This is a genomic window from Corallococcus sp. AS-1-6, from assembly GCF_020037015.1.
Lineage (GTDB): Bacteria > Myxococcota > Myxococcia > Myxococcales > Myxococcaceae > Corallococcus.
This window is the reverse complement of the sequence record NZ_JAIQDE010000042.1, coordinates 15763-37017: the sequence shown is the minus strand read 5'-3', so window position 1 is coordinate 37017 and position 21255 is coordinate 15763. Positions and strand designations below refer to the sequence as shown.

Here is a 21255-nt window from a genome sequence, read left to right as displayed (position 1 = left end):
GCCCGGCGGCTGGGGGACGGATGCCCGGCCGCTCCCCGGCCAGGCACCCGGATGCCAGACGCGGCGGCTCAGCCCGCCTTCGCGGTGCCCTTCGCCTGGTGCCAGGCGGCGAGCACTTCCTTCTCCCGCTCGGCGGACAGGCCCGCGCGCAGCTTCTCCTGGCGGTCCGCCGGCAGCGCGTGGAACCAGGTCAGCGTGTCGCGCACGGTGTCCGCGAGCGGCCGGGTGACGAGCCCCGCCTGCGTGGCCCTGGCGATGCTCACCGCGCCGATGCCGCTCTCCGGTCCGGTGCGCGGCACCCACGCGGGCATGTCCCCGAAGGCCGTCACCTTCTGCTGCTCCAGGAACGCGCTGTCCACCCAGGTGAAGCGCGCGTCGCTCCCGGTCGCCTCGCGCAGGGTCTCCAGCATGCCCTTCATCTTCATGGGCTCCACCGGGCCGGTGACGTTGAAGATGCCCGCGGTGCGGCGCTCCACGTTGCGGATGATGAACGCGGCCAGGTCGCGCGCGTCGATGACCTGCACCGGGTCCTCGCCGTCGCCGGGGGCCAGCACCTCGCCGCCCTTCGCCACGCGCAGCGGCCAGTAGGTGAAGCGGTCGGAGCCGTCATCCGGACCCACGATGAGGCCGGGGCGGATGTTCAGCGTGCGGCCGGGCAGCGCGGCCTCCGCGGCCTTCTCGCAGAGCGCCTTGAGCGGGCCGTAGCTCTCCTCGCCCACCTCCTCCGTCGTCTCGTCGGCGATGGTGCCCACGGCGTCGGACTCGCTGAGGTTCTTCTTCGTCATCTCCTTGTAGACGGAGACGCTGGAGATGAAGACGTACTGCCCCACGTTGGGCGCGAGCAGCTCCGCGGACGCCTTCACGATGCGCGGCACGTAGCCGGACGTGTCGATGACCGCGTCCCACTTGCGGCCCGCCAGCGCCTTCAGGCCTTCACCCTTGTTGGGGTCGCGGTCCCCCTGGAGCTTCTCCACGTCCGGGAACAGGCCCGGGTTGGACTTGCCGCGGTTGAAGAGCGTGAGCGTGTGGCCGCGCGCCTGCGCCACCTGCACCAGCGCGGGGCCCAGGAACCGGGTGCCGCCCAGGATGAGGAGGTTCAGGGGCTTGCTGGGGGCGCTGTCCCCGTCCCCCGCCGCCGAGCCTGGGCCCGGGCCCGCCTTGGGGGACGACGCACAGCCCAACACCTGGACCGCGCCCAGCGCGGCCGCTGCTTGAATCACGCCTCTTCGGGACAGCTTCATGCCGTGGTTCCTCCAGAAAGGGTCGTTTGCGGGATGGATTCAGCGGCGCGCGTGCGCTGCTGGCGCGCCAGGTACAGGGCCACCGCGAGCCACAGCGCGGCCACGGGCACGGCCGCCAGCGACAGGCCCGTCATGCCCAGGCCCAGCGCGGTCAGCCCCCCCTGCAGCCACGCGCTCAGCGTGTCGCTGCCGCGGTACACCACCGTGTCGATGAAGCTCTTGGACTTGTAGCGGGCCTCGCGGTCCACCGTGGTGAAGAGGATTTCGCGCGACGGGCGCTCCAGCGCGTAGTGGCTCGCGCCCCGGAGCGACTTCACCGCGATGAGCACCGCCAGCACCGGCGCGAACGCGAGCACGCCAAAGCCCACCAGCGTGAGCACCGGCGCCACCGCCATGGCCACGCCCAATCCCAGACGCGAGATGACCCGCCCGGTGACGAGCGTCTGGAGGGCCAGCGTCAGCACCTGCACCCAGAAGTCGATGTCCGCGAACGCCGCCGTGCGCGACGCCGCGTCCTTCGCCAGCGACGCGACGAGCTGCACCTCCTGGTAGTACAGGAACGTGGAGGTCGCCGCGTACAGCAGCACCTGCATCCCCAGCGCGAGCAGGAACGGCGACGTCACCAGGAGACGCAAGCCCGCGAGCATCCCGCCGCCCACCGGGCCCTCGCGCGTGGCGGGCTGGTGCTGCACGTCCCGGGCCCAGTGGCCCAGGCGGCGCACGCACTGCGCGCTCACCTCCAGCATCACCGCGGACACGAGGATGAGGTTCACCGGCCCCACCGGCTCCGCGAGCCTGCCCACCAGGAACGGGCCGACGATCATCCCCGTGGTGCCGCCCGCGGCGATGAAGCCGAAGAGCCGCTTGCCCTGGTCGCTGGCGAACACGTCCGCCATGAAGCTCCAGAAGATGGAGACGACGAACAGGTTGTAGACGCTCAGCCAGACGTAGAAGGCGCGCGCCACGCCCTCCTTCGCCACGCCCCACTTGAGCAGCGCGAAGAAGGCCAGCAGGTTGAAGAGGAAGAAGCGGTACACGCGCGGCACCACCACCCGCCGAGGGTAGCGCGCCACCAGCGCGGAGAAGGCCGGCACCGCCAGCAGCATCACGACGAAGGTGACGCTGAAGAGCCAGGGCAGGTGCTTCACGTCCCCGGCGGTGCCCATCTCGTTGCGGATGGGCCGCAGGATGGCGTAGCCGCACATCAGCGTGAAGAAGTAGACGAACGCCCCGAGGACCGCCCCTCCCTCCTCGTCACGGACGTCCACGAAGCGCTTGAGCATGATGGCGGCGCTCCCAACGCCACGGCTGGCAGGCTATTCCCTGCCTGCCAGCCTGTGGAGGAAAGAGGCTACCGGGCCGCGAGGATTTCGCGCACGGTGGCCTCCACCCGAGGCAGCGCCTCCTCGATTTCGGCGACGGAGGTGGCGCCCACGGAGAGGCGGAACCAGCCGGTGTCCTCCTGGAGGCCGAACGCCTGGAAGGGCACCACGGCGAAGCGGGCCTTCTCCAGCAGGCGCTTGCGGATGGCGTCGTTGGTCGCGAGGCCGTCCCTGCCCACCACGTTGAAGCGCACGGTGAGGTAGATGGCGCCCTGCGGCGCGATGGCCTCCACCGGCAGGCCCGCGTCCTTCATGCGCTGGAAGCCCTTGTAGAGGGCCTCCAGGCGCTGGTCGACGCGCTGGCGCATCGTCGTCAGGAAGGACTCGGTGGCGGGCACGTCGTCCAGGTAGCGCGCGGTGGCGACCTGCTCGGCCTTGGGGGCCCAGGCGCCCACGTGGCCCAGCACGTCGCGCATGCGGGAGATGAGGGTGGGCGCGCCCACGCCCCAGCCCACGCGCACGCCGGTGGCGGCGAAGGCCTTGCTGATGCCGTCCACGAACACGGTGTACGGCGCCATCTCCGGCACCAGCTCCACGGGCGTGACGTGCTTCTTGCCGAAGTTCAGCACCCAGTAGATGTGGTCGTACATCAGGATGAGAGGCTTCTGGCCGCGGCCCTCGCGCGCGCGGTTCTCCTCCACGATGCGCTGGCAGATGGCGCGCAGGGCCTCCGCGTCAATCATGGTGCCGGTGGGGTTGAGCGGGCTGCACAGGCACAGCAGACGCGCGGTAGACAGGTGCGGCTCCAACTGCGCCAGCGTGGGCATGAAGCCCGCGGACGCCTCCGTCGTCACCACCACGCTCTTCGCGCCCAGCATGTGGGCGTAGTGGTTGTTGTTCCACGACGGCACCGGGTAGACGACCACGTCCCCCGGGTCGAGCACCGCGCGGTAGGTGGCGTAGATGACGGGCCGCGCGCCGCCCGCGATGGTGATGCCCTCCAGCGGGTACTTCAGCCCCAGGGAGCGCTCGTAGAAGCGCTGCACGGCCTGGCGCAGGTCCAGCACGCCGTCGGACGGCGGGTAGTTCGTCTCGCCGGCCTGGAGCGCGGCGCCAATCTGGTCGCGCAGGCCGTCCGGGACGGGGAACTCCTTCGGGCTGAAGTCCCCCACGGTGAGGTTGCACACCTTCGTGCCCTTGGCCACGAGCTCGCGGATCTCCGCGGCGATGCGGAGGATTTCGCTGCCCACGAGCCCACGCACCATGGTGCTCACGGTGGTGTCGTCGCGAGAGGGACGCGGGAGGGAGGTCAAATCAATGGCCATGGTGCGGATCTCTCCAGTGCACGAAGGGGGGCCGGGGGGACGCGGCCCGTCGGACCCTATACGCAACGGCGCCGGGAAGGCGCATCTTCCATGGTCCTGGGGAGCGCGGTGTGCGAGGACTCGGGAAGTCCCCGGCTGACGGGGTTTGATGGGAGGAACCGGATGCGCCTGCGACAGGGGCTGTATGTGGTGGGAGTGGTGTTGGGAGTGCTGGGCCAGGGCTGCCAGAAGCAGGAGCCCCAGACCGTCCCCATGGACGTACCGGCCGTGCCTCCGCCCGCCAGGACCGTGCCGCGCGAGGGACCGGCCGCCACCGCCCCGGTGGTGCACCAGGTGCTGGACGTGAAGGAGGACGCGGGCGGGCCGGCGCCCACGGCGGCGCCGGACTCCGAGGGCGCGGCGTGGACGACGGAGACGGTCCAGAAGCCGCGCGGCGAGCCCCCGGCCATCACGTTGCGCTCGGTGCGCACGGGGACGCACGCGGACTACGACCGCACGGTGTTCGAGTTCGACGGGCCGCGCCTGCCGGGCTACCAGTTGGGCTACGTGAAGTCAGCGCAGCAGTGCGGCTCCGGCGACGACGTGAAGACGCCGGGAGAGGCCATGCTGGAGGTGCGCTTCACGCTGGCGCGGGCGCATGACGACCAGGGGCAGGCGACGGTGGCGCAGCGCTCGCTCAAGCCCGCGCTGCCGTCCCTGCTGGGGCTGGAGCGCGTGTGCGACTTCGAGGGCGAGGTGACGTGGGTGCTGGGCACCGCGCGCCGCGTCCCGTTCCGCGTGCTGGAGCTGAAGGACCCCACGCGCCTCGTGCTGGACGTCCAGCACTGAGGCGGCGGGAGCGCCGGCTACTTCTTGGGCGGCTGGGCGCGCTTCTTCGCGACGAGCTCGCGCGCGTCCTTCTCCGAGTCCGCGAAGTCCACGTCCACCGTCCACTTGCCGGTGAAGTAGAGCGCGAGCATCAGCGCCTTGGCGCCCGCGCGCTGCAGCGGGCCCGTGCCCAGGTAGACGTGGCCGCGGAACCACTCGGCCTTGGCCTGCGCCACCAGCAGCTCGCGCGAGTCCTTGTCGATGCTGGAGGTGGACACGTCGGAGATGACGAACACCGGTCCGTTCTTCGACACCTCCTGGCAGATCTCCAGCACCTTCTTCGAGTCCTCCATCTTCGAGGGCCCGTTGAACTTCATCACCAACAGGTCCGGCTCCTCGAAGTACGCGCGATGCGCTCCGAACTCCCACTCACGATGTTTCGCCACGCGGTCCTTGCCTCACCCTGATCAAAGAATTGCCCAGACCCGATAGCATCGAGAACAGGGTTTTCCAAGGAGACTGGTTAGACCCGCTCTGTCCCGGTCGACCCGGGTCGAGCACGGACGCGGTACGCGGAAGGCGTGACGCCGAAGCGGGCACGGAAGCGGCGGACGAACTCAGACAGGTCGCCAAACCCACACGCGAAGGCGACGTCCGCGATGCGCTCGCGGCCAGTCCGCAGGCGTTCAGCGGCGAGTGTCAGGCGACGGCCCAGGATGTAGCTGTAGGGGCTCTCTCCCACCACCTTGCGGAAGGTGCGCAGGAAGTGGTGGCGGCCCATGCCCAGCTCCTGCGCGAGCACGCCCAGGGAGAGGGGCTCCACCAGCCGGTCCTCCATGAGCCGGAGCGCGTCCGCCATGCGCCGCTCCTCGGTGGCGGTGACGGGCCGTGCGGGGCCCGCGTGAAGGCCGCGCAGCGCGGCGCCCGCCATCCGCAGCGCCAGCTCCTCCGCGCCGCGCGAGCCAGGCTGCCCGGCCAGCGCCCAGGCATCCGCGATGAGCGGTGCGAGCCGCTGGAGGGGCGGCAGCCGGTGCTGGGGGAAGTCCGTGCGTGTCACCCCGGACAGGTCGCGGGCCACCTCTTCCATGAGCTCGGGCTGGAAGTGGAAGGCGATGCAGCGGTCGCCCACGCCGTGCTCGTGGCCGCAGCAGAAGGACGTGTGCTGTTCCCCGAGCAGCAGCGAGCCGGGCGTCAGCAGCACGCGGCCGTTCCGGGAACGGTAGGTGAAGCTCCCCGACAGGACGGCGGAGACGGACACCCAGGTGTGCTGTTCCTCGAAGACGGGGTCCCTGGGACCGGAGCGGCAGAGGATCTCGCTCACGCGCCAGCCGTCTCCGGACGCCAGCCGGCGAGCTGTCGTCAGGTCCACTTTCCCCAAGTCGGCCACGCGCCTTCCTTCCATCCTGTCCCCATTCATTCAAGCGGGGTGACCGAATCATGGCGACGGAGACAACGGCAGTCACGCGGGAGCTCATCTGGCGGCGCGTGATGGATGAACTGGGATTCGAGCATGCACGCGTGCGGCGCGGGCCGGAGGGCGCGGAGCTGTCCGGCTTGCTCCTCGTCGCGGAGCAGGGTGCTCCGCTGAGGGCGGAGTACTCCATCGTCTGTGACAGCGCCTGGCGCACGCGCCGGGTCAGCGTGACGCAGTCGTGGCGCGGTGAGCACCGGGCGCTCACGCTGGAGCACGACGGGCAGGGCCACTGGTGGAAGGACGGGCAGGTCGCGCAGGAGCTGGAGGGCTGCACGGACGTGGACCTGGGCCTGACGCCCTCCACCAATGCGCTGCCCATCAACCGGCTGCGGCTTGCCGAAGGCGCCCGCGCGGAGATCCGCGCGGCGTGGGTGCGGTTCCCCGAGCTGGAGGTCGTGCCCGCGCGGCAGGGCTACACGCGGACAGGGCCCGCGCGCTACCGCTACGAGGGCCTGGAGAGCGACTTCAACGCGATGCTGGACGTGGACGCGGACGGGGTGCCCATTGATTACGCCGACCTCTGGCGCAGGATCGCGGAGGGGCCCACGGCGCCGGTGACCGCGAAGCAGGCGTTCGTGGAGGCACTGGTGAGCCCGGGGCCCTCCAGCGAGCTGGGTGACGCGGCGGCGACCTTCGGGTGGCTGGTGGGCGGATGGGAGGGGACCATCCAGGACCATGATGCGGATGGGAGCGTTCGCGAGAGCCCGGGGGAGTGGTGGTTCCACTGGGTGCTGGACGGACGCGCCCTGCAGGACGTGTTCATCGTGCCGTCGCGGCGCGCCCCCGCGCGGCCGGGCCCCGGCGCGAACAAGCGCTACGGCACCACGGTGCGCACCTTCGACCGGGCCGCGGGCCAGTGGCAGATCACCTGGGTCAGCCCCACGGGCGGCGCCATCAACCGGCTGGCCGGGGGACGGGACGGCGACCGGCTCTTCCTCCTGGGCGAGCACCACGGGAAGCCCATCCGCTGGAGCTTCTCCGACATCGGACCGGACCGCTTCACCTGGCTCGGAGAGGTCCAGCAAGCCGATGGGCAGTGGAAGCGCCAGTCGCGCTTCGACATGCGGCGCATCCCCTGAGCCTCCGGCCACGGGCGTCCAGAACCTGTCCGACTGTCGGACAGGTTCGTGCCGGTCGCCCCCGGGGGGCGCGCTTCAGCGCACGCCGCTTCGCAGCCGGACAGCGGCTTCATCCAGCCGTGTCAGCAACTCCGCGTGCCGTGCGCGGGCCTCGGCTCCGCCCGCGCGCAGCGCCATGGCGAGCACCTGCGGCAGGTTGAGCGCGGCCCCCACGCGCAGCCGCTGCTGGTAGTGCTCGGCCCAGTCCGTGGGGATGCGCAGGGACCAGTTGCGCGCGTCCACGGAGCCCGGCGCGTTGTACGTGTCCGGCATGCCCAGCAGGTCCGCGAAGAACACCATCACGCTGCGCGCGCGGCTGGCGAACAGGTCCGCGAACTTCGCCTGCGCGAGCAGCCCGGGGTCCCGCGCCAGCCGACGCGCGAAGTCCTCACGCCCCTCCGCTTCGGGATACAGCCGCTCCGCGAGGTAGTCCGCCTGCGCGCGCAGCGCGTGCCTCCACTGCCACTCGGAGATCAGCCGCCAGAGTGACTTCGTGTCGTGGTTGCCCACCATCACCCAGTCCTCGGGGGCCACGTTCTCGCTGCGGTACACGTCCGCCGGGTTGTTCAGGTCCGCCTTCTGCGTGACGCGGAAGCGGCCCAGGCCATCGCGGGCCATCACCCGGGACAGCTCGTACGGCAGCGTGCTCAGCACCTCGCACAGCACGTCCTCGCGGGCCCGGCCGTGCTCGCGCGCCGTGCGCACCACGGAGTCGAAGAGGAGGGCGTACCGGCCCACCTGCTCCTCCGTGAGTCCCTTCACCCACCCGTCCGCGTAACGCGGCAGCGAGCGGTCCAGTTGCTCCGGGGCCACGATGGAGTACCGCGCGAGCGCCGGGTGGTCCGGCAGGTCCGGCGAGGAGAACAGGCGCGCCCCGCCCTGCACCGCGCGCAGCGGATCCGCCGAGCCCGCGCGGTACACCCACGGGCACACGAGCCCGTGCGGATGGTCGATGCGCAGCCCGTCGTACTCGGAGAGCATCTTGCCCAGCCGCGCGTCCAGGTAGCTCAGCACCGGCCCGGGGCCCGAGCCGTCCGGAGCGACGTACTGCTCCGGATCCAGCACCGGGTAGTTCCACGGCTGGCCCTCCGGGTTGGTGCGGCTGGGCGGAGCCCCCATGAGGTACGCGCCCAGGAACAGCCCCTGCCGGGCCCACGTGTCCCGAGGCGAGAAACCAATCTGGAGGTCCCCGTACAGCTTGAGCCCCCACGCCCCCGCGAGCTCCCGCAGCAGCCCGTGCTGCTCGTGCACGAGGAACTGGCGGAAGGCGTACTGCTCCACGGCGTCGGCCTCGGCGGTGAGCAGCTCCCGGATGCGCGCCTCCGCCTGCATCACCTCGCCAGCGCGCGGCGCGAACAGGCGCCCATCCAGCGAGTCCGCCCACCCGCGCCAGTCATCCGGCGTGTGATACCGGGCGGCCAGCACGTCGAAGAGCGCATCCCGCTCCAGCCACTCGCGGTGCTCCAGGCGGAAGTCCGCGAAGCGGCGGATGAGCGCGAGGATGGACGCGGGAGCATCCACGCGGTCCCGCTCGCGCCGGAAGGTGTCCCACGCCTCCTGGAGCGCCCGCGCCTGGCCCCGGCACGCGGAGGCATACCGGGCCTCCGGTCCCGCGGCTTCGGGCACCTCGGAGACGAGCCGCGCCAGGGTGTCCGGGGACAGCAGCGCGCCCCAGGGGCCGTGCGGATCCGTGAGCGGCGCGAGCGCCACGTTCAGCGTATTGCGGGAGAACAACGTGCCGTCATACGGCGACGGGTTGTACGCGGTGGTCTGCCCCTGCGGCCCCAGTTGGATGCCGGTGAAGCCCAGGTCGCGCGCGAAGGCGAGGAAGCGCGCGGCGCCCTCGGAGTACGGCGAGCCGCGCCCCAGGTCCTCTCCGGGGAGGCCGGGGAAGCTGGGGTCATGGATGCTCAGGACCCAGCGGGTGACGCCCAGCGCCTCCAGGGCTTCGGTGACGAGCGAGCGGTGCGAATCGGGCAGCGGGGACAGGAGCTCCACACTCCGGACCCTATGGCCCCCCGCGCGATGCGCCAACCGTTCCTTGAGGGTGACGCGAGCATCTCCTTCGCGTCACTCCTGCCGGGCCTGCGGTTGGGGCCGGGGCTCGCCGCCGCCGCCGTGCGCCGGCCCGTGGGTCTGGCCGCCCGGCTTGAACACCCGGCGCAGCTTCCCCGTCGTCCACGCGCGGGCGTCCGTCAGGATTTCATACACCGTCGGAATCACCAGCAGCGTGAGCAGCGTGGACGTGATGACACCGCCAATCACCGCGCGGCCCAGCGGCGCCCGGAAGTCGCCACCCTCGCCGTGCCCCAGCGCCACCGGCACCATGCCCGCGATGAGCGCGAAGGTCGTCATGATGATGGGCCGCAAGCGGATGCGCCCCGCTTCGATGAGCGCCTCGCGCAAGGGCATGCCCTTCTCGTGCTGCCATTTGGCGAAGTCGATGAGCAGGATGGCGTTCTTCGCGACGATGCCCATGAGCAGGATGACGCCGATGAGGCTCATGATGTTCAGCGTGTCCCCCGTCACCACCAGCGCCAGCACCACGCCAATCAACGACAGCGGCAGCGACACCAGGATGGCCAGCGGGTCGATGAACGAGCCGAACTGGATGACGAGGATGAGGTACATCAGCATCACCGCCACGCCCAGCGCCAGGAACACCCGACCGAACACCTCCTGCTGATCCGCGGACTCACCGCCCGTGGACACCTCGTAGCCCGGCGGCACCTTCACCGCCTTGAGCCGCGTCTGGATGTCGCCCATCACCTCCGACAGCGACCGCCCCGCCACGTTCGCCTGCACGTTGATGACCTTCTCGCGGTTCAGGTGGTCGATCTGCGCCGGGCCCACCGTCTGCTTCACGGTCGCCACCTGCCCCAGCGGCACCACCACCGGCGCGCCCGTGGCGCTGGTGCCCACCACCAGCGGCAACTGCGACAACTGGGACGGCGTCTCCCGGAACCGGGGCGCCAGGCGCACCATCACGTCGCGCGTCTCGCCAATGGGGTCCACCCAGTCGCCGGAGTCCAGGCCCGCGAAGGCCGGCCGCAGGGACTGCGCCACCTGCCCCACCGTCACGTTGAGCTGGCCCGCGACCCCGCGGTTCAGCTCCACCTCCAGCTCCGGCTTCTCGCCGCGCGTGGACAGCCCCACGTCCACCGCGCCCGGCACCTGCTTCACCTCCTTCATCACCTGCTGCGCCAGTTGGTTGAGCCCCTTGGCCTCCGGGCCGCGCAGCTCCAACTGGATGGACTTGATGGCCCCGCCAAAGCCGCTGGTGAAGACAGACACGTTCGCGCCGCCCACCGCGAGCAGCTCCTGACGCAGCGTCTTGCCCAGCACCTCCTGGCTGGCCTTGCGCTCCGCCTTCGGCTTGAGCCGCACGTACACCAGCGCCTGGTCCACGCCCGGTGAGCGCAGCGGCAGCGGCACGCCGATGGTCGTGTACGTGTACGCGACCTCCGGGTGCTGGCGCGTGAGGCGGGACACCTCCTCCACCTTGCGCCGCGTGTAGTCCAGGCTGGAGCCCGCGGGCGTCTCCACCAGCATCTCAATCTCCGAGCGGTCGCTCACCGGCACGAAGCCCGCGCCGCCGAAGACGCCCTGCAGCGCCACCGCGCCCACCAGCGAGCCCACCGCCAGCAGCACCATCGCGAGCCGGTGGTCCAGCGCCCACGCGATGACGCCCTTGTAGCGGTCCGCCTGCCGGTCGAACCAGTGGTTGAAGCGCGCAAGCCCGCGCGAGATGAAGTTGCGCCGCTCGCCCTTCTCCACCTGCGGGTCGGGCCAGTACGCGCTGAGCATGGGGTCCAGCGAGAAGCTCACGAACAGCGACACCAGCACCGAGCACGCGATGGTGAGCGCGAACGGCTTGAACCACTGCCCGGCCACCCCGTACATGAACGCCACCGGGACGAACACCGCCACGATGGAGAACGTCGTCGCCGCCACCGCGAGCCCAATCTCGCTCGTGCCCTCGCGCGACGCCGTGTAGTGGTCCTTGCCCATCTCCACGTGCCGCACGATGTTCTCGCGCACCACGATGGCGTCGTCGATGAGGATGCCGATGGCCAGCGTCAGCCCCAACAGCGACATCGTGTTGAGCGTGAAGCCGAACGCCCACACGCTCACGAACGACGCCAGCACGGACACGGGCAGCGCCAGGCCGGTAATCACCGTGGAGCGCCACGAGTTGAGGAACAGGAACACCACCAGCACCGTGAGCAGCGCGCCTTCAATCAGCGCCTGCTGCACGTTGACGACGGAGTTCTCCACGCGCGTGCCCGCGTCGCGGACGATTTCGAGCTTCGCGTTGGCGGGCAGCCGCTGCTGGAGCGTCTTCACCCGCTCGCGCACGCCGTCCGCGACCTCCGTGGTGCTGTAGCCCTTGGCCTTGATGACCTCGATGCCCACCGCCTGCGCGCCGTTGTAGAGCGACAGGGTGCGCGGCTCCTCGGTGCCGGCGAACACGTCCGCCACTTCCCCCAGCCGCAGCGTGCGTCCGTTGCGCTCCGCGATGGGCACCTGCGCGAAGTCCTCCGGCGTCTCCAGGCGGCCCTTGAGCCGGATGGTGCGTTCTTGAAGCTCGGTGTTGAGCCGGCCCACCGGCGCCGCCAGGTTCTGCGCCTGGAGCGCCGCAACCACCTGCGCCACCGACAGGCCCGCCGCCTGGAGCGACGCGGGCCGCACCTGCACCGTCATCTCCCGGTCCACGCCGCCCACCACCGTGGCCTGCGCCACGCCCGGCACCGAGCGCAAATCCCCCACCACCATCGGGTCCGCGATGAGCGACAGCGCGGGCACGTCCAGCGCGTCCGACGTCAGCACCAGCGACACGATGGGTTGGTCCGACGGGTCGAAGCGCGTGAGGATGGGCTCCTCCATCTCCTGCGGCAGGTCCGCGCGCTTGCTGGAGATGGCGTCGCGGATGTCCTGGGACGCCTCCTGCACGTCCTTCTCGAAGTCGAAGAAGACCGTGAAGTTCGCCAGGCTGTCCGTGGAGCTGGACGTGGTCTTCTTCCCGTCCACGCCGGAGATGGCGAAGATGGCGTCCTCGATGGGCTCCACGATTTCGCGCTCCACCGTCTCCGGTGAGGCCCCCGGGTACGCGATGGTGACGTTGATGACCGGCTGCTGAACGTCCGGGAACTCGTCCGTCTCCAGGTTGATGAGCGCGACGATGCCGAACACGACGAGCGCCACCATCGCCGTGATGGTGATGATGGGGCGCTTGATGGCGAAGTCGGAGATGAACACGGACGACTCCTGCGGTGCTGCTTCAAGAAGTGGAGACGCCTCGCCGCTACTTCGCGGGTGCCTGGGCCGGGGGCGTGGGAGTCCCGGCCGCGGCCGGAGCCCGCGCGGGGGCACCGCCGCCGGACGCGTTGCCCGCGCCGCCCACGCCCTGCTGGGCTTCCGGCGGAGAGACGGGCCGCTGCTTCTTCGGACCTTCCGGCGCGCCGGTGAGCTTCACGGGCGTGCCGTTGGTCAGGTCGCGCGCGGAGCCGAGCAGCACCACGTCCCCGGCCTTCAGCCCCGAGCGCACCTCCACGGCCTGCTCCACGTCGTCCCGCAGGCCCAGCGTCACCGGCACCTCCTCCACCTTGCCGTTGGAGATGCGCTGCACGGTGGGCGGCTCCTGGCGCGTGTCCAGCGCGTCCACCGGCACGGCCAGCGCCTCCCGGGACTGGGACGCCACGCGCCCCAGCGCGAACAGGCCGGACAGGAGCGTCTGCTCGCTGTTGGGGATGCTCACGTAGATGCGCACCTGGCCCGTGGCGGGGTCCACCGCCGGGTTGATGCGCTCCACCTCGCCCTTGAAGGCGCGGTCCTCGTAGCCGTTCACCCGGAAGTCCACGTGCGTGCCGACCTTCACCTGGCCCAACTGCGCCGAGGGCACCGAGGCCTCCAGCCGCAGCGTCTCCGGATCCACCACCGTGAAGAGCGGCGCGCCCGGCTGGACGATGTCGCCCGCGTTCACCTGCCGCTCGCTCACCACTCCCGTGAAGGGCGCGGCCACCTTCGTGCGAGACAACTGGTCCTGCGCCAGCTTCAACTGCGCTTGAGCCTGCGCCAGTTGGCCCTCCGCCTGCGTCCGCGACAACTGCGCGCGCTCGAAGTCGCGGCGGGTGATGACGCCCTGCTTGACCAGGGTCTGATTGCGCTGCTCGTCCGCCTTCGCCACCTGCAAGGCGTTGCGCGCCACGCGCAGGTTGGAGCTGGCCGCCAGCACCTGCTCGCGCAGCGTGTGCTCCTCCACGCGCGCCAGGAGCTGCCCCTCCTTCACCGTCTGGCCCTGGTCCGCGTTCACGTCCAGGATGCTGCCCCCCACCTCCGCGCGGACGCTGGCCATCCGCCGCGCCTGGAGCGTCCCGGAGACGACGGGGCCGTTCTCCAGCCGCATGGGCTCCACGCGCACCACGTTCTCCGGGCCCAGCGACACCACGGTCGGCGCGATGGGCGCGGCGACCTCCTGGGAGCGCTGCCCGCAGGCGCCGGCCAGCCAGACGATGGCCAGCACGGCGCCCCACCGCGAACCCGTGCGCCGGGCTCGAAGACCCGCTGTCTCTTCGGTGCGTCCCACGGCCTGCCTCCCCGGCCCCCAGGGGCATGCGGCCCTGGAGCTCCACCCGGGGGCGTCCCCGGGGCCGGGTAAACGTGGTGCCGCCCCCCCGGCCGGGGAAGTCGTGCCACCACCGGCCGTGAACCTGGAGAACACACCCGGCCTGGCCCCAGGGCAGGCGGAGGGGCATGCGGACGCCGGCTGGAAGGACGACGGCCTCCGTCCCACGCGAGGGGACGGAGGCCGCGCTGGCTTCACGTTCGAGCGGGGCTCAGTGGACGCTGGGAGGAGCGACCACGAACGACGTGGTGAGGCAGCTCTGGTTGGCCACCTGGTCCAGGAACGTCTGGCGCGCCAGCACCTCGTTGAAGGTGCGCACGGGCGCGCCGTCCGCGCGGTCCGGCACGGTGAGCGCGCCGCTGAGGAACGGCGACAGCGCGCCGGTCCAGCTCACGTGGGTGAAGTTCGTGCCCAGTTCGTCGCCGTGGCAGCCGTCGCAGGTGTTGAGCGAGAAGACGTGCCGCGCCTGACGGTTGGGGATGACGGCCGCCGGCTGGCTCCAGAAGGGCGGGACGGCCACGGGGTTCGTCACGATGGCGCGGCCCGCGCGGAAGGTGCCGCCGGCCCACGGCAGCGGGACGGAGTACGTGCCCGCGAGGATGGGCCCCGTGTTGGCGTTCACGTAGGACGGGAACAGCGTCGTCTGCCGGCTGCGGTCCGGCGTCTGCGCCACGGTGTGGCTGTTGAGCAGCCCCAGCGCCGGGGGCGGCGTGGTGGAGTACGAGTTCGGGTTGATGGTGCCGTTCCAGAGGCGGAACTCGCGCAGCTCCCAGGGGTGGGCCAGCCAGTCGTCGTTGGTGCGCACCTGGTTGATGGAGCTGCGGTTGGGCTTGCGCGGGGACAGGTCGCGCTTGGCGAACTGCTCCGTCAGGTTCTCCAGCGCCGCGTTGTACGCCGAGCTGCCCAGCGCCAGCCCGGACAGGGCCTGCCACTGCTGCGCGTAGGTCTTGATGGCCGCGCAGCCGCTCTTGTCCACCCCGTACTCCAGGATGACCAGGAAGGGCACCGTGTAGCAGCTCGACCCCGTGCCCGAGGTGGCCGCGAAGATGAAGCGCCCCTCGCCCGCGCTGCCGGCGCCGTAGGCCGGGTTGCTGCCGGCCAGGTCCAGCCGGTTCACGATGGCGATGAGCTTGAACGGCGACTTCGCCAGGTTCAGCTCACCGGAGGCCAGCTTCGGCCAGGGCCCGATGAGGTTCGACGCGATGGACGGGCGCGCCGGGTTCACGAAGCCGTTGATGGTGCGCGGCTGCTCCCACTGCCGCAGCCACTCGCGCACGAAGGTGGTGGGGGCCACGCCCGTGAAGGGCTGGTTGGCCATCTCCGTCATCAGGTAGTTGAACGTCCACTTGCCCGTCGGATTGCCCGCGCCGGTGCACGGGTCATACGTGCGCGTCACGTCGTTCACGACGGCGGGCGCCCGGATGATGAGCGAGCGCGCCGGATCCACCAGCGACGCCAGGCCGATGGGCTGGATGGGCACGGGCTGGCCCACCGGGAACTGCGGGTTCAGCGCCGTCACCGGCACGGTGCGCACCAGTTGGCGGTTCTCGAACACGGCCGTGGTCAACTGCGTCTGCGACTGGGACTGCGCCTGGGCGATGCGCTGCTGCTCCGCCTGGAGCGCCACGAAGTCGAACGTGCCGGAGGCCGTGAAGAGCAGGTCCCCCGCCACCGCGTCGCCGCCCTGGCCGTCGTCGCGGAACGTCAACTGCTGCGCCCCTTCCGTCATCGCCAGCGTCCCGCCGCGGAACGCCTCGTTCTCCGCGCGCTTCGGGTCCAGCTTCAACTGGAACACCGTGGCCGTGGACCGGCTGACCTCCGCCTGGGGCGTCGCGAACAGGGACTCCACCACCGGGCGCGCCGCGTCGCCCTCCAGGGCCTGCAGCGTCGCACCGAGCGCCACCTCCAGGTCACCGGACGGGTCCGCGGCCCGGGCGGTGGCGTCCACCTGGGGCGCGGAGGGGGCGGGGGTCCCGGACGTCTCCGGGGCGGGCTGGCCACAGCCCACCGCCAACGACGAGGCCAGCAGCGCGAACGGCAGACGCTTCCGGGAATGCTTCCACAGCAGGGACAGCTCGGGCTTCATGGGGAGTGCTCCACTCACGACGGGGTGACCGCGACGACAGCCTCGCGATGGGGCACCTTCCCCCTCACCGTGCGCGGAGCCCCGGACACACCGGCCCCGTCCCCCTCCGTGAAAGCGGAAAACGCCCCACGCGCCTCCGGTCCTTGCGACGCGGAGGCGAATGGAGCGTTCCTATATCATGAAACACTGACTTTTATCGACTTCCAGATTTTGTAACCTAAGCCGTTACAAGTCTGGGATTGCTGTAACCTGCCAGGCTACAGCCCGCTGGTGCCGTAGGGCGACTCGCTGATGAGGCGGGTGCCGGACTGGAAGTGGCTGGTGCTGCCGCAGTCGGGGATGGGGTTGAAGCCCGCGCACGTCACGGGCTCGTGGGCGCGGGTCTCCGAGGTGAAGCAGCGCGCGCCGGCCTCGTTCCACTCGGCCTCCACGCTCCAGGACTCGGTGTCGGCCTGGACGCCCACGCCGTCGTAGAGGTTGACCCACTGGCCATCGGTGGTGTGCGACGCGCCGTCGCCGCAGAAGTCCGCGCGCACCATGCGGGTGCAGGCCTGGTGGTGGCCCGCGAGGCTCTGGCCGTTGACGGTGGCCCAGGGCTTGTAACCGAAGTGCATGCACTTCGCGATGGCGGCGCCCTCGCACGCGAAGGTGAAGGCGGCGGTGTCGTCAATCTTCGCGCCGCCGCCCGCCACGCCCTGGAGGTAGTTCCAGCGGCCGGCCACGGCGATGGCGGAGAGCGCCCCGCCGTTCGCGTCCTGGCACACGGCGCGCCAGCCGCCGTCCGAGCCCTGGTAGGAGACCTGGTAGGACCACAGGTCGCTGTCGACGCCGCTGCCCTGGGTGATGCCGTCCACCCGCAGGAGCACGGTGGAGCCGTCGCCCAGGTTGCCGACGAAGCGCGCGCCGTTGAAGCCCATGCCCGTCACGGGGTTGGGGCCGTCCAGGCCGACGAAGACGGAGCCCTGCAGCCGCACGTTGGTCAGCGGGTTGCCGGAGGCGGCGGTGGCGCCCGCGTACGCCACGGACACCAGCATGCCGCCCAGCTCGCTGTTGTTCAGGTTGCGGCCGTTGAGGTTGCGCCCGTTGAGGTTGCGCCCGTTGGGAGAGACGACCTCCGCCACCTGCATGCGGAGGGAGGGAGCCTCGGGCTCCGACGATTCCGTGCCACAGCCCACCGCCACGGCGGCGAGACACGCCGCGACCACTCGCTGCAACGTCCTCATCTGGATGCCCCTTCCCGACCCCGACCCCGACCCGCACCGCGCTTTCACGGCACAAGGTCTGTCCGGTGGGCGGGAGCGGCAACGGCGCGTGGCCCGTCCGGGCACTTGCAGCGTCCAGTGGCTTCCAGTGGGTGGAGCCCCCGGGGTGACGCCAACGGTTCCCGGGGGTTTCAGTGTCCGGTGGTGCTCAACCGCCGGACGCGGGCGCGTCCGCGCACACGCGCAGGCCCACCGTGACGTCGCGCAGCGAGGCCTCCGGCAGCTCGCGGTTGGAGGACCGCGCGCTCGTCACGTTGAAGGTGAAGCTGCCGCCCCGGGCCACCGGGCGGCCGGGCTCCAGCCACGAGCGCGTCCACTCCCACACGTTGCCGGCCATGTCGTCCGCGCCGAAGGGGCTGCGGGACGCGGGGTGGCTGCCCACGACGTCCGGGCCGAAGCCGCCCGGGTCCTTGCCGTAGGTGACGTCCACGTTGGCCTCGTCCGGGCCCAGCCGGTTGCCGTGGGGGTACTCGCGGCCGTCCACGCCGCGCGCGGCGCGCTCCCACTCCAGCTCCGAGCACAGCCGCGCCCCCGGCACCCGGCCGGACTTGGACAGCCACGTCACGTAGGCCTCCGCGTCCGCGAAGGTGATGCCGCTCACCGGGAACTGGCGCCAGTCCTGCTCCGTGCGCTGCGAGCGCCGCGCGTACCGCACGGGCTCCCCCGTCCGCGCCGTGTAGCGCACGCCGCCGGGCTGGAAGCGCAGGCGCCAGCCGTTGCCGTCCGGCTCCAGCGCCAGGCCTCCGGCGTAACCGCCCGTGCCCACGCGGGGCTGGCGCGAGGCGCGCTCCTCCGGAGGCAGGGCCGCCAGGTACTGGAGCCAGTCCGCGTACGTCGTCTCATGGCGGGCGATGAGGAAGCCCTGCACGGGCACGGTGTGCAGCGGGGTGGCGTTGAAGAAGTCGCGCACGCTGGACTCGGCGGCGCTGCCGAAGCGCACGTCCCCCGGAGGCACGTACACGAACCCCGGCGGGAGCGAGCCCGCGCGGACGAGCGGCAGGACGGCGTCGCGCGCCTCCCCGCGCGTCAGCAGCAGCGGCTGCACCGACGCCTCGTGGCCCGGGGCGCGCACGGTGAGCTGGTAGGACCCCGGCGGCACGGTGAGGCCGGTCCAGGGGAGCGCGCCCGGGAAGGGCAGGGGCTCGCCCACGACCTCCGGCCCCGAGGCCTCACGTGAGACGGGGCGCAGCTCCGCGGAGGCGCCGGGCGCGTCCACCTGGAGGGACAGCCGCGCGGGCGCGTTCCAGCGGCTCCAGCGCACGCCGTCGGGGTCGTAGAGGCGCAGGCGCTGGAGCAGCGCGGGCAGCACGGGCTCGTGCTCGCTTTCGGCCCACAGGGCGCGCTCGTAGAGGAAGTCCGCCAGCGCGTCGCGCACGTCGGTGCGGGTGGGGGCCAGCGCCAGCGCGCGCTCCAGCCGGTCCGCCACGGCGTCGAAGTGGTGGGACAACTGGGCGCCATGCCCCGCCACCTTCGCCCAGGTCCGGTCGCCGTCCGCCTTGTGGCCCGTGTCGTAGAGCTGGAAGGCCTCCGCGCGCTCGGCCTGGAGCGCGTCGCGTTCGCGGCGCACGGACTCCAGCTCCGACGCGGCCGAGGCCAGCTCGCCGCGCACGCGCACGTCGAGGACGCGGCGCTCGCGCCACTGGAGCCCCGCGTACACGAGCCCCAGCGACACGAGGAAGCCCAGCGCCAGGCCCACCTTCAGGCGGCGGCTGCGCACGCCGGTGCGGCGCGAGGCGAGGAGGAAGGACTGCTCGCGCCGGGTGAGCTCGGACGGCTCCAGCAGCTCCGTCTCCGCCAGTTGGCGCGGGCCCCAGAGCGACTCGCGCGCATGGCCCAGGCGCTCCCACTGCGCGGCGGCGGCCTCCAGCCGGGCCTGCACCTCGCGGCGCTCGCCCGCCTCCACCAGCCAGCGCGCCAGCGTGGCCCAGCCGGAGAGGAGCGCCTCGTGGGCCAGCTCGTACGCGGTGCCGCCCTCCCCTTCGCGCGCCACGAGCAGGCGCGCGCGCACCAGGGCCTCCAGCGCGGCGCGGTAGCGCGGGTCGTCCCCCACGAGCTCGCGGTCCGTCTTGCGCGCGCGGGTGCCGTCCGCCGTCACCAGGCGCAGCATCACCCCGCGCGCCGCCGAGCGCTGGTCGGGCAGCAGGCGGGCCACCGCGGCGTCCGCGTGCCGGGCGAGCGCGCCGGACACGCCGCCCAATGAGTCCAGCGCCGCCTGGGTCATCACGCCCCGGGACTCGTCGCGCGCGTCCCACAGCTCCGCGAGCGCGAACTGGAGCAGCGGCAGGCCGCCGTCGGAGGCGGCCGTGGAGGCGACGAGCGCGTCCACCACGGCCTCGGACTCGAAGCGCACGCCCTTCACGCGCGCGGGGCCGACGATGGCCTCGCGCGTCTCCTCCGGCGTGAGCGCGCGCAGGAGGTACAGCGCGTGCGGCACCTCCGGGCCCAGGCCGGGCACGGCGGTGAGGCGGGTGAGGAAGTCGCTGCGGCCGGTGGCGAGCAGCCTCAAGCCCCCGGCCGCCTCCGTGAGCGACCCCAGCGCGGCGCCCGCGAGCGCGGCCTCCTCCGGCGGGGACAGCGTCACCAGCTCCTCCAACTGGTCCATGTAGACGAGCAGCGCGCCCTGCGTGCCCAGCTTCGCGCGCAGCCTGCGGCCGAGCGACGTGGGGTCCTGGCGCAGCGTCTCCGCGAGCGGCTCCTCGTCCACCTCCAGCACCGGCGCGAGCGCCACGGCGAGCGCGGACACGGGCCTGCGCCCGGGCACCAGCCGCGCGGTGCGCCAGCGCCGGCCGTCCTCCAGCGCGCCGTCCGCCACGGCGGGGAGGATGCCCGCCAGGCACAGGGACGACTTGCCCACGCCGGAGTCGCCCGTCATCAGCAGGAAGGCCTCCGCCTTGAGCCGCTCCAGCACGGCGCGCTGCTCGCGGCGGCGGCCGAAGAAGAGGCCGCGGTGCTCGGCCTCGAAGGCGCGCAGGCCCCGGTAGGGGTTGCCCTCCGGAATGGCGGCCGGGAGCTCCTCGCGCGTCAGGGCCTCCAGCGAGTCGAGCAACTGCGCCGCGGACGCGTGGCGCTGGGCCGGGTCGCGCTTGAGGCACTTGTCGATGGCGGCGGCGAAGCCCGGGTCCACCGTCGGGGCCACCTCCTGGAGGGGGCGCACGTCGCGGGTGCGCACGGCCTCGGACAGCTCGCGCCAGGGCACGTCGCGGAAGGGGCCCCGGCCCGCGCACAGCTCGTAGAGCACGACGCCCAGCGAGTACACGTCGCTGCGCGCGGTGAGCTCCTCGCCGGCCCAGGCCTCCGGGGACATGTAGTAGGGCGTGCCCACCAGCGCGCCGCGCGGCAGGGACGGCAGGAAGACGCCGTCCAGCGAGCGGGCGCCGAGCGCGGGGCTGGACTCGGGGTCCCAGTCCGCGGGCAGCTCCGGCGGCGGCAGGGGCGCGCGCGGCGGGGTGGACTCACCGGCCTCGGCGCGGTCGAGCAGCTTGGCCAGGCCGAAGTCGAGCAGCTTCACCTCGCCGCCCTCCGTGAGGACGGCGTTGCCGGGCTTGATGTCGCGGTGGAGCACGCCCCGGCGGTGCGCGGCGCCCAGGCCCCGGGCCAGGTCCCGGCCAATGCCCAGCGCGCGCTCCCAGGGCACGGGCCGGGTCAGCCGGTCCAGGCTGACGCCCCGGATGAACTCCGAGATGAGGTACGGCTGGTCCTCCAGTTGCCCCACCCGGTACAGGGTGACGACGTTGGGGTGCTGGATGCGGGCGGCGGCGCGGGCCTCCACCAGGAAGCGCGCCAGCGCGTTGGAGCCCAGCGCGGGGATGAACTTCACCGCGACGGGGCGCTCCAGGAGCGTGTCGTGCGCCAGGTACACCCGGCCCGTGCGCCCCCGTCCGAGCGGCCGCACGATGCGGTACTCGTCGAACTCCTCGGGAGGAGTCCACGCGTCGGGCGGAGAGGACGAGGCGGGAGAGCCCACCAGGGTTGCCTACGTTTCCCGCGTCCAGGGG

General features: G+C 72.1%; 13 protein-coding genes. 2 read left to right on the top strand and 11 right to left on the bottom strand.

The features are described 5' to 3' along the window. Positions 1-68 precede the first annotated feature (68 nt). The 3 genes from K8612_RS36230 to K8612_RS36220 form a co-directional block, all read right to left on the bottom strand. Complete coding sequence (locus K8612_RS36230; RefSeq protein WP_223765600.1) at positions 69-1241, bottom strand: NAD-dependent epimerase/dehydratase family protein; 1173 nt, start codon at positions 1239-1241, stop codon at positions 69-71. Next, positions 1238-2524, bottom strand: coding sequence for an NTP/NDP exchange transporter (locus K8612_RS36225; RefSeq protein WP_223765599.1), 1287 nt, complete (start codon positions 2522-2524; stop codon positions 1238-1240). Before K8612_RS36225 ends, K8612_RS36230 begins: the two co-directional genes overlap by 4 nt. A 68-nt stretch (positions 2525-2592) precedes the next feature. Beyond that, positions 2593-3888 carry a pyridoxal phosphate-dependent aminotransferase gene (locus K8612_RS36220; protein ID WP_223765598.1) on the bottom strand — a complete coding sequence of 432 codons (1296 nt, stop codon included), beginning with the start codon at positions 3886-3888 and terminating at the stop codon, positions 2593-2595. A 162-nt stretch (positions 3889-4050) separates the two neighbouring features. Between K8612_RS36220 and K8612_RS36215 the strand changes: the two genes are divergently transcribed. Next, entirely contained in the window at positions 4051-4716 is a 666-nt protein-coding gene (locus K8612_RS36215) for a hypothetical protein (RefSeq protein ID WP_223765597.1), read from the top strand. Positions 4717-4733: 17 nt separating this feature from the next. On the opposite strand, the gene K8612_RS36210 is transcribed toward K8612_RS36215, so the two are convergent. Both K8612_RS36210 and K8612_RS36205 read right to left on the bottom strand, forming a co-directional pair. Beyond that, positions 4734-5141, bottom strand: a complete 408-nt coding sequence (locus tag K8612_RS36210; RefSeq protein WP_223739504.1) for a hypothetical protein — start codon at positions 5139-5141, stop codon at positions 4734-4736. A gap of 77 nt (positions 5142-5218) precedes the next feature. Next, positions 5219-6016, bottom strand: a complete 798-nt coding sequence (locus K8612_RS36205) for an AraC family transcriptional regulator (RefSeq protein ID WP_223765596.1) — start codon at positions 6014-6016, stop codon at positions 5219-5221. A gap of 116 nt (positions 6017-6132) precedes the next feature. Here K8612_RS36205 and K8612_RS36200 point away from each other — a divergent pair, with 116 nt between their 5' ends. Beyond that, the gene (locus K8612_RS36200) at positions 6133-7248 is read left to right on the top strand and encodes a putative glycolipid-binding domain-containing protein (RefSeq protein ID WP_223765595.1); all 1116 of its coding nucleotides are present in this window, start codon (positions 6133-6135) and stop codon (positions 7246-7248) included. 75 nt (positions 7249-7323) lie between these two features. Here K8612_RS36200 and K8612_RS36195 read toward each other — a convergent pair whose 3' ends face one another. From K8612_RS36195 to K8612_RS36170, 6 genes are all read right to left on the bottom strand, one after another. Beyond that, complete coding sequence (locus K8612_RS36195; RefSeq protein ID WP_223765594.1) at positions 7324-9285, bottom strand: 4-alpha-glucanotransferase; 1962 nt, start codon at positions 9283-9285, stop codon at positions 7324-7326. A 72-nt stretch (positions 9286-9357) separates the two neighbouring features. Then, the gene (locus tag K8612_RS36190) at positions 9358-12546 is read right to left on the bottom strand and encodes an efflux RND transporter permease subunit (protein ID WP_223765593.1); all 3189 of its coding nucleotides are present in this window, start codon (positions 12544-12546) and stop codon (positions 9358-9360) included. 46 nt (positions 12547-12592) lie between these two features. Next, positions 12593-13873, bottom strand: a complete 1281-nt coding sequence (locus tag K8612_RS36185) for an efflux RND transporter periplasmic adaptor subunit (RefSeq protein WP_223765592.1) — start codon at positions 13871-13873, stop codon at positions 12593-12595. 250 nt (positions 13874-14123) lie between these two features. Further along, positions 14124-15998 (bottom strand): hypothetical protein, encoded by a 1875-nt coding sequence (locus K8612_RS36180; protein WP_223765591.1) that lies wholly within the window; start codon positions 15996-15998, stop codon positions 14124-14126. A gap of 257 nt (positions 15999-16255) precedes the next feature. Further along, a complete protein-coding gene (locus tag K8612_RS36175; protein WP_223765590.1) occupies positions 16256-17221 on the bottom strand; it encodes an ADYC domain-containing protein in 966 nt (321 codons plus the stop codon). Positions 17222-17408: 187 nt separating this feature from the next. Further along, entirely contained in the window at positions 17409-21224 is a 3816-nt protein-coding gene (locus K8612_RS36170) for an SUMF1/EgtB/PvdO family nonheme iron enzyme (protein ID WP_223765589.1), read from the bottom strand. Between the last annotated feature and the right edge of the window lie 31 nt (positions 21225-21255).

Excerpts from the sequence above, each read along its gene's own strand:
- K8612_RS36180 (WP_223765591.1), bottom strand. The coding sequence starts at position 15,998 with ATGAAGCCCGAGCTGTCCCTGCTGTGGAAGCATTCCCGGAAGCGTCTG.
- K8612_RS36200 (WP_223765595.1), top strand. The coding sequence starts at position 6,133 with ATGGCGACGGAGACAACGGCAGTCACGCGGGAGCTCATCTGGCGGCGC.
- K8612_RS36215 (WP_223765597.1), top strand. The coding sequence starts at position 4,051 with ATGCGCCTGCGACAGGGGCTGTATGTGGTGGGAGTGGTGTTGGGAGTG.
- K8612_RS36225 (WP_223765599.1), bottom strand. The coding sequence starts at position 2,524 with ATGCTCAAGCGCTTCGTGGACGTCCGTGACGAGGAGGGAGGGGCGGTC.
- K8612_RS36175 (WP_223765590.1), bottom strand. The coding sequence starts at position 17,221 with ATGAGGACGTTGCAGCGAGTGGTCGCGGCGTGTCTCGCCGCCGTGGCG.
- K8612_RS36220 (WP_223765598.1), bottom strand. The coding sequence starts at position 3,888 with ATGGCCATTGATTTGACCTCCCTCCCGCGTCCCTCTCGCGACGACACC.
- K8612_RS36230 (WP_223765600.1), bottom strand. The coding sequence starts at position 1,241 with ATGAAGCTGTCCCGAAGAGGCGTGATTCAAGCAGCGGCCGCGCTGGGC.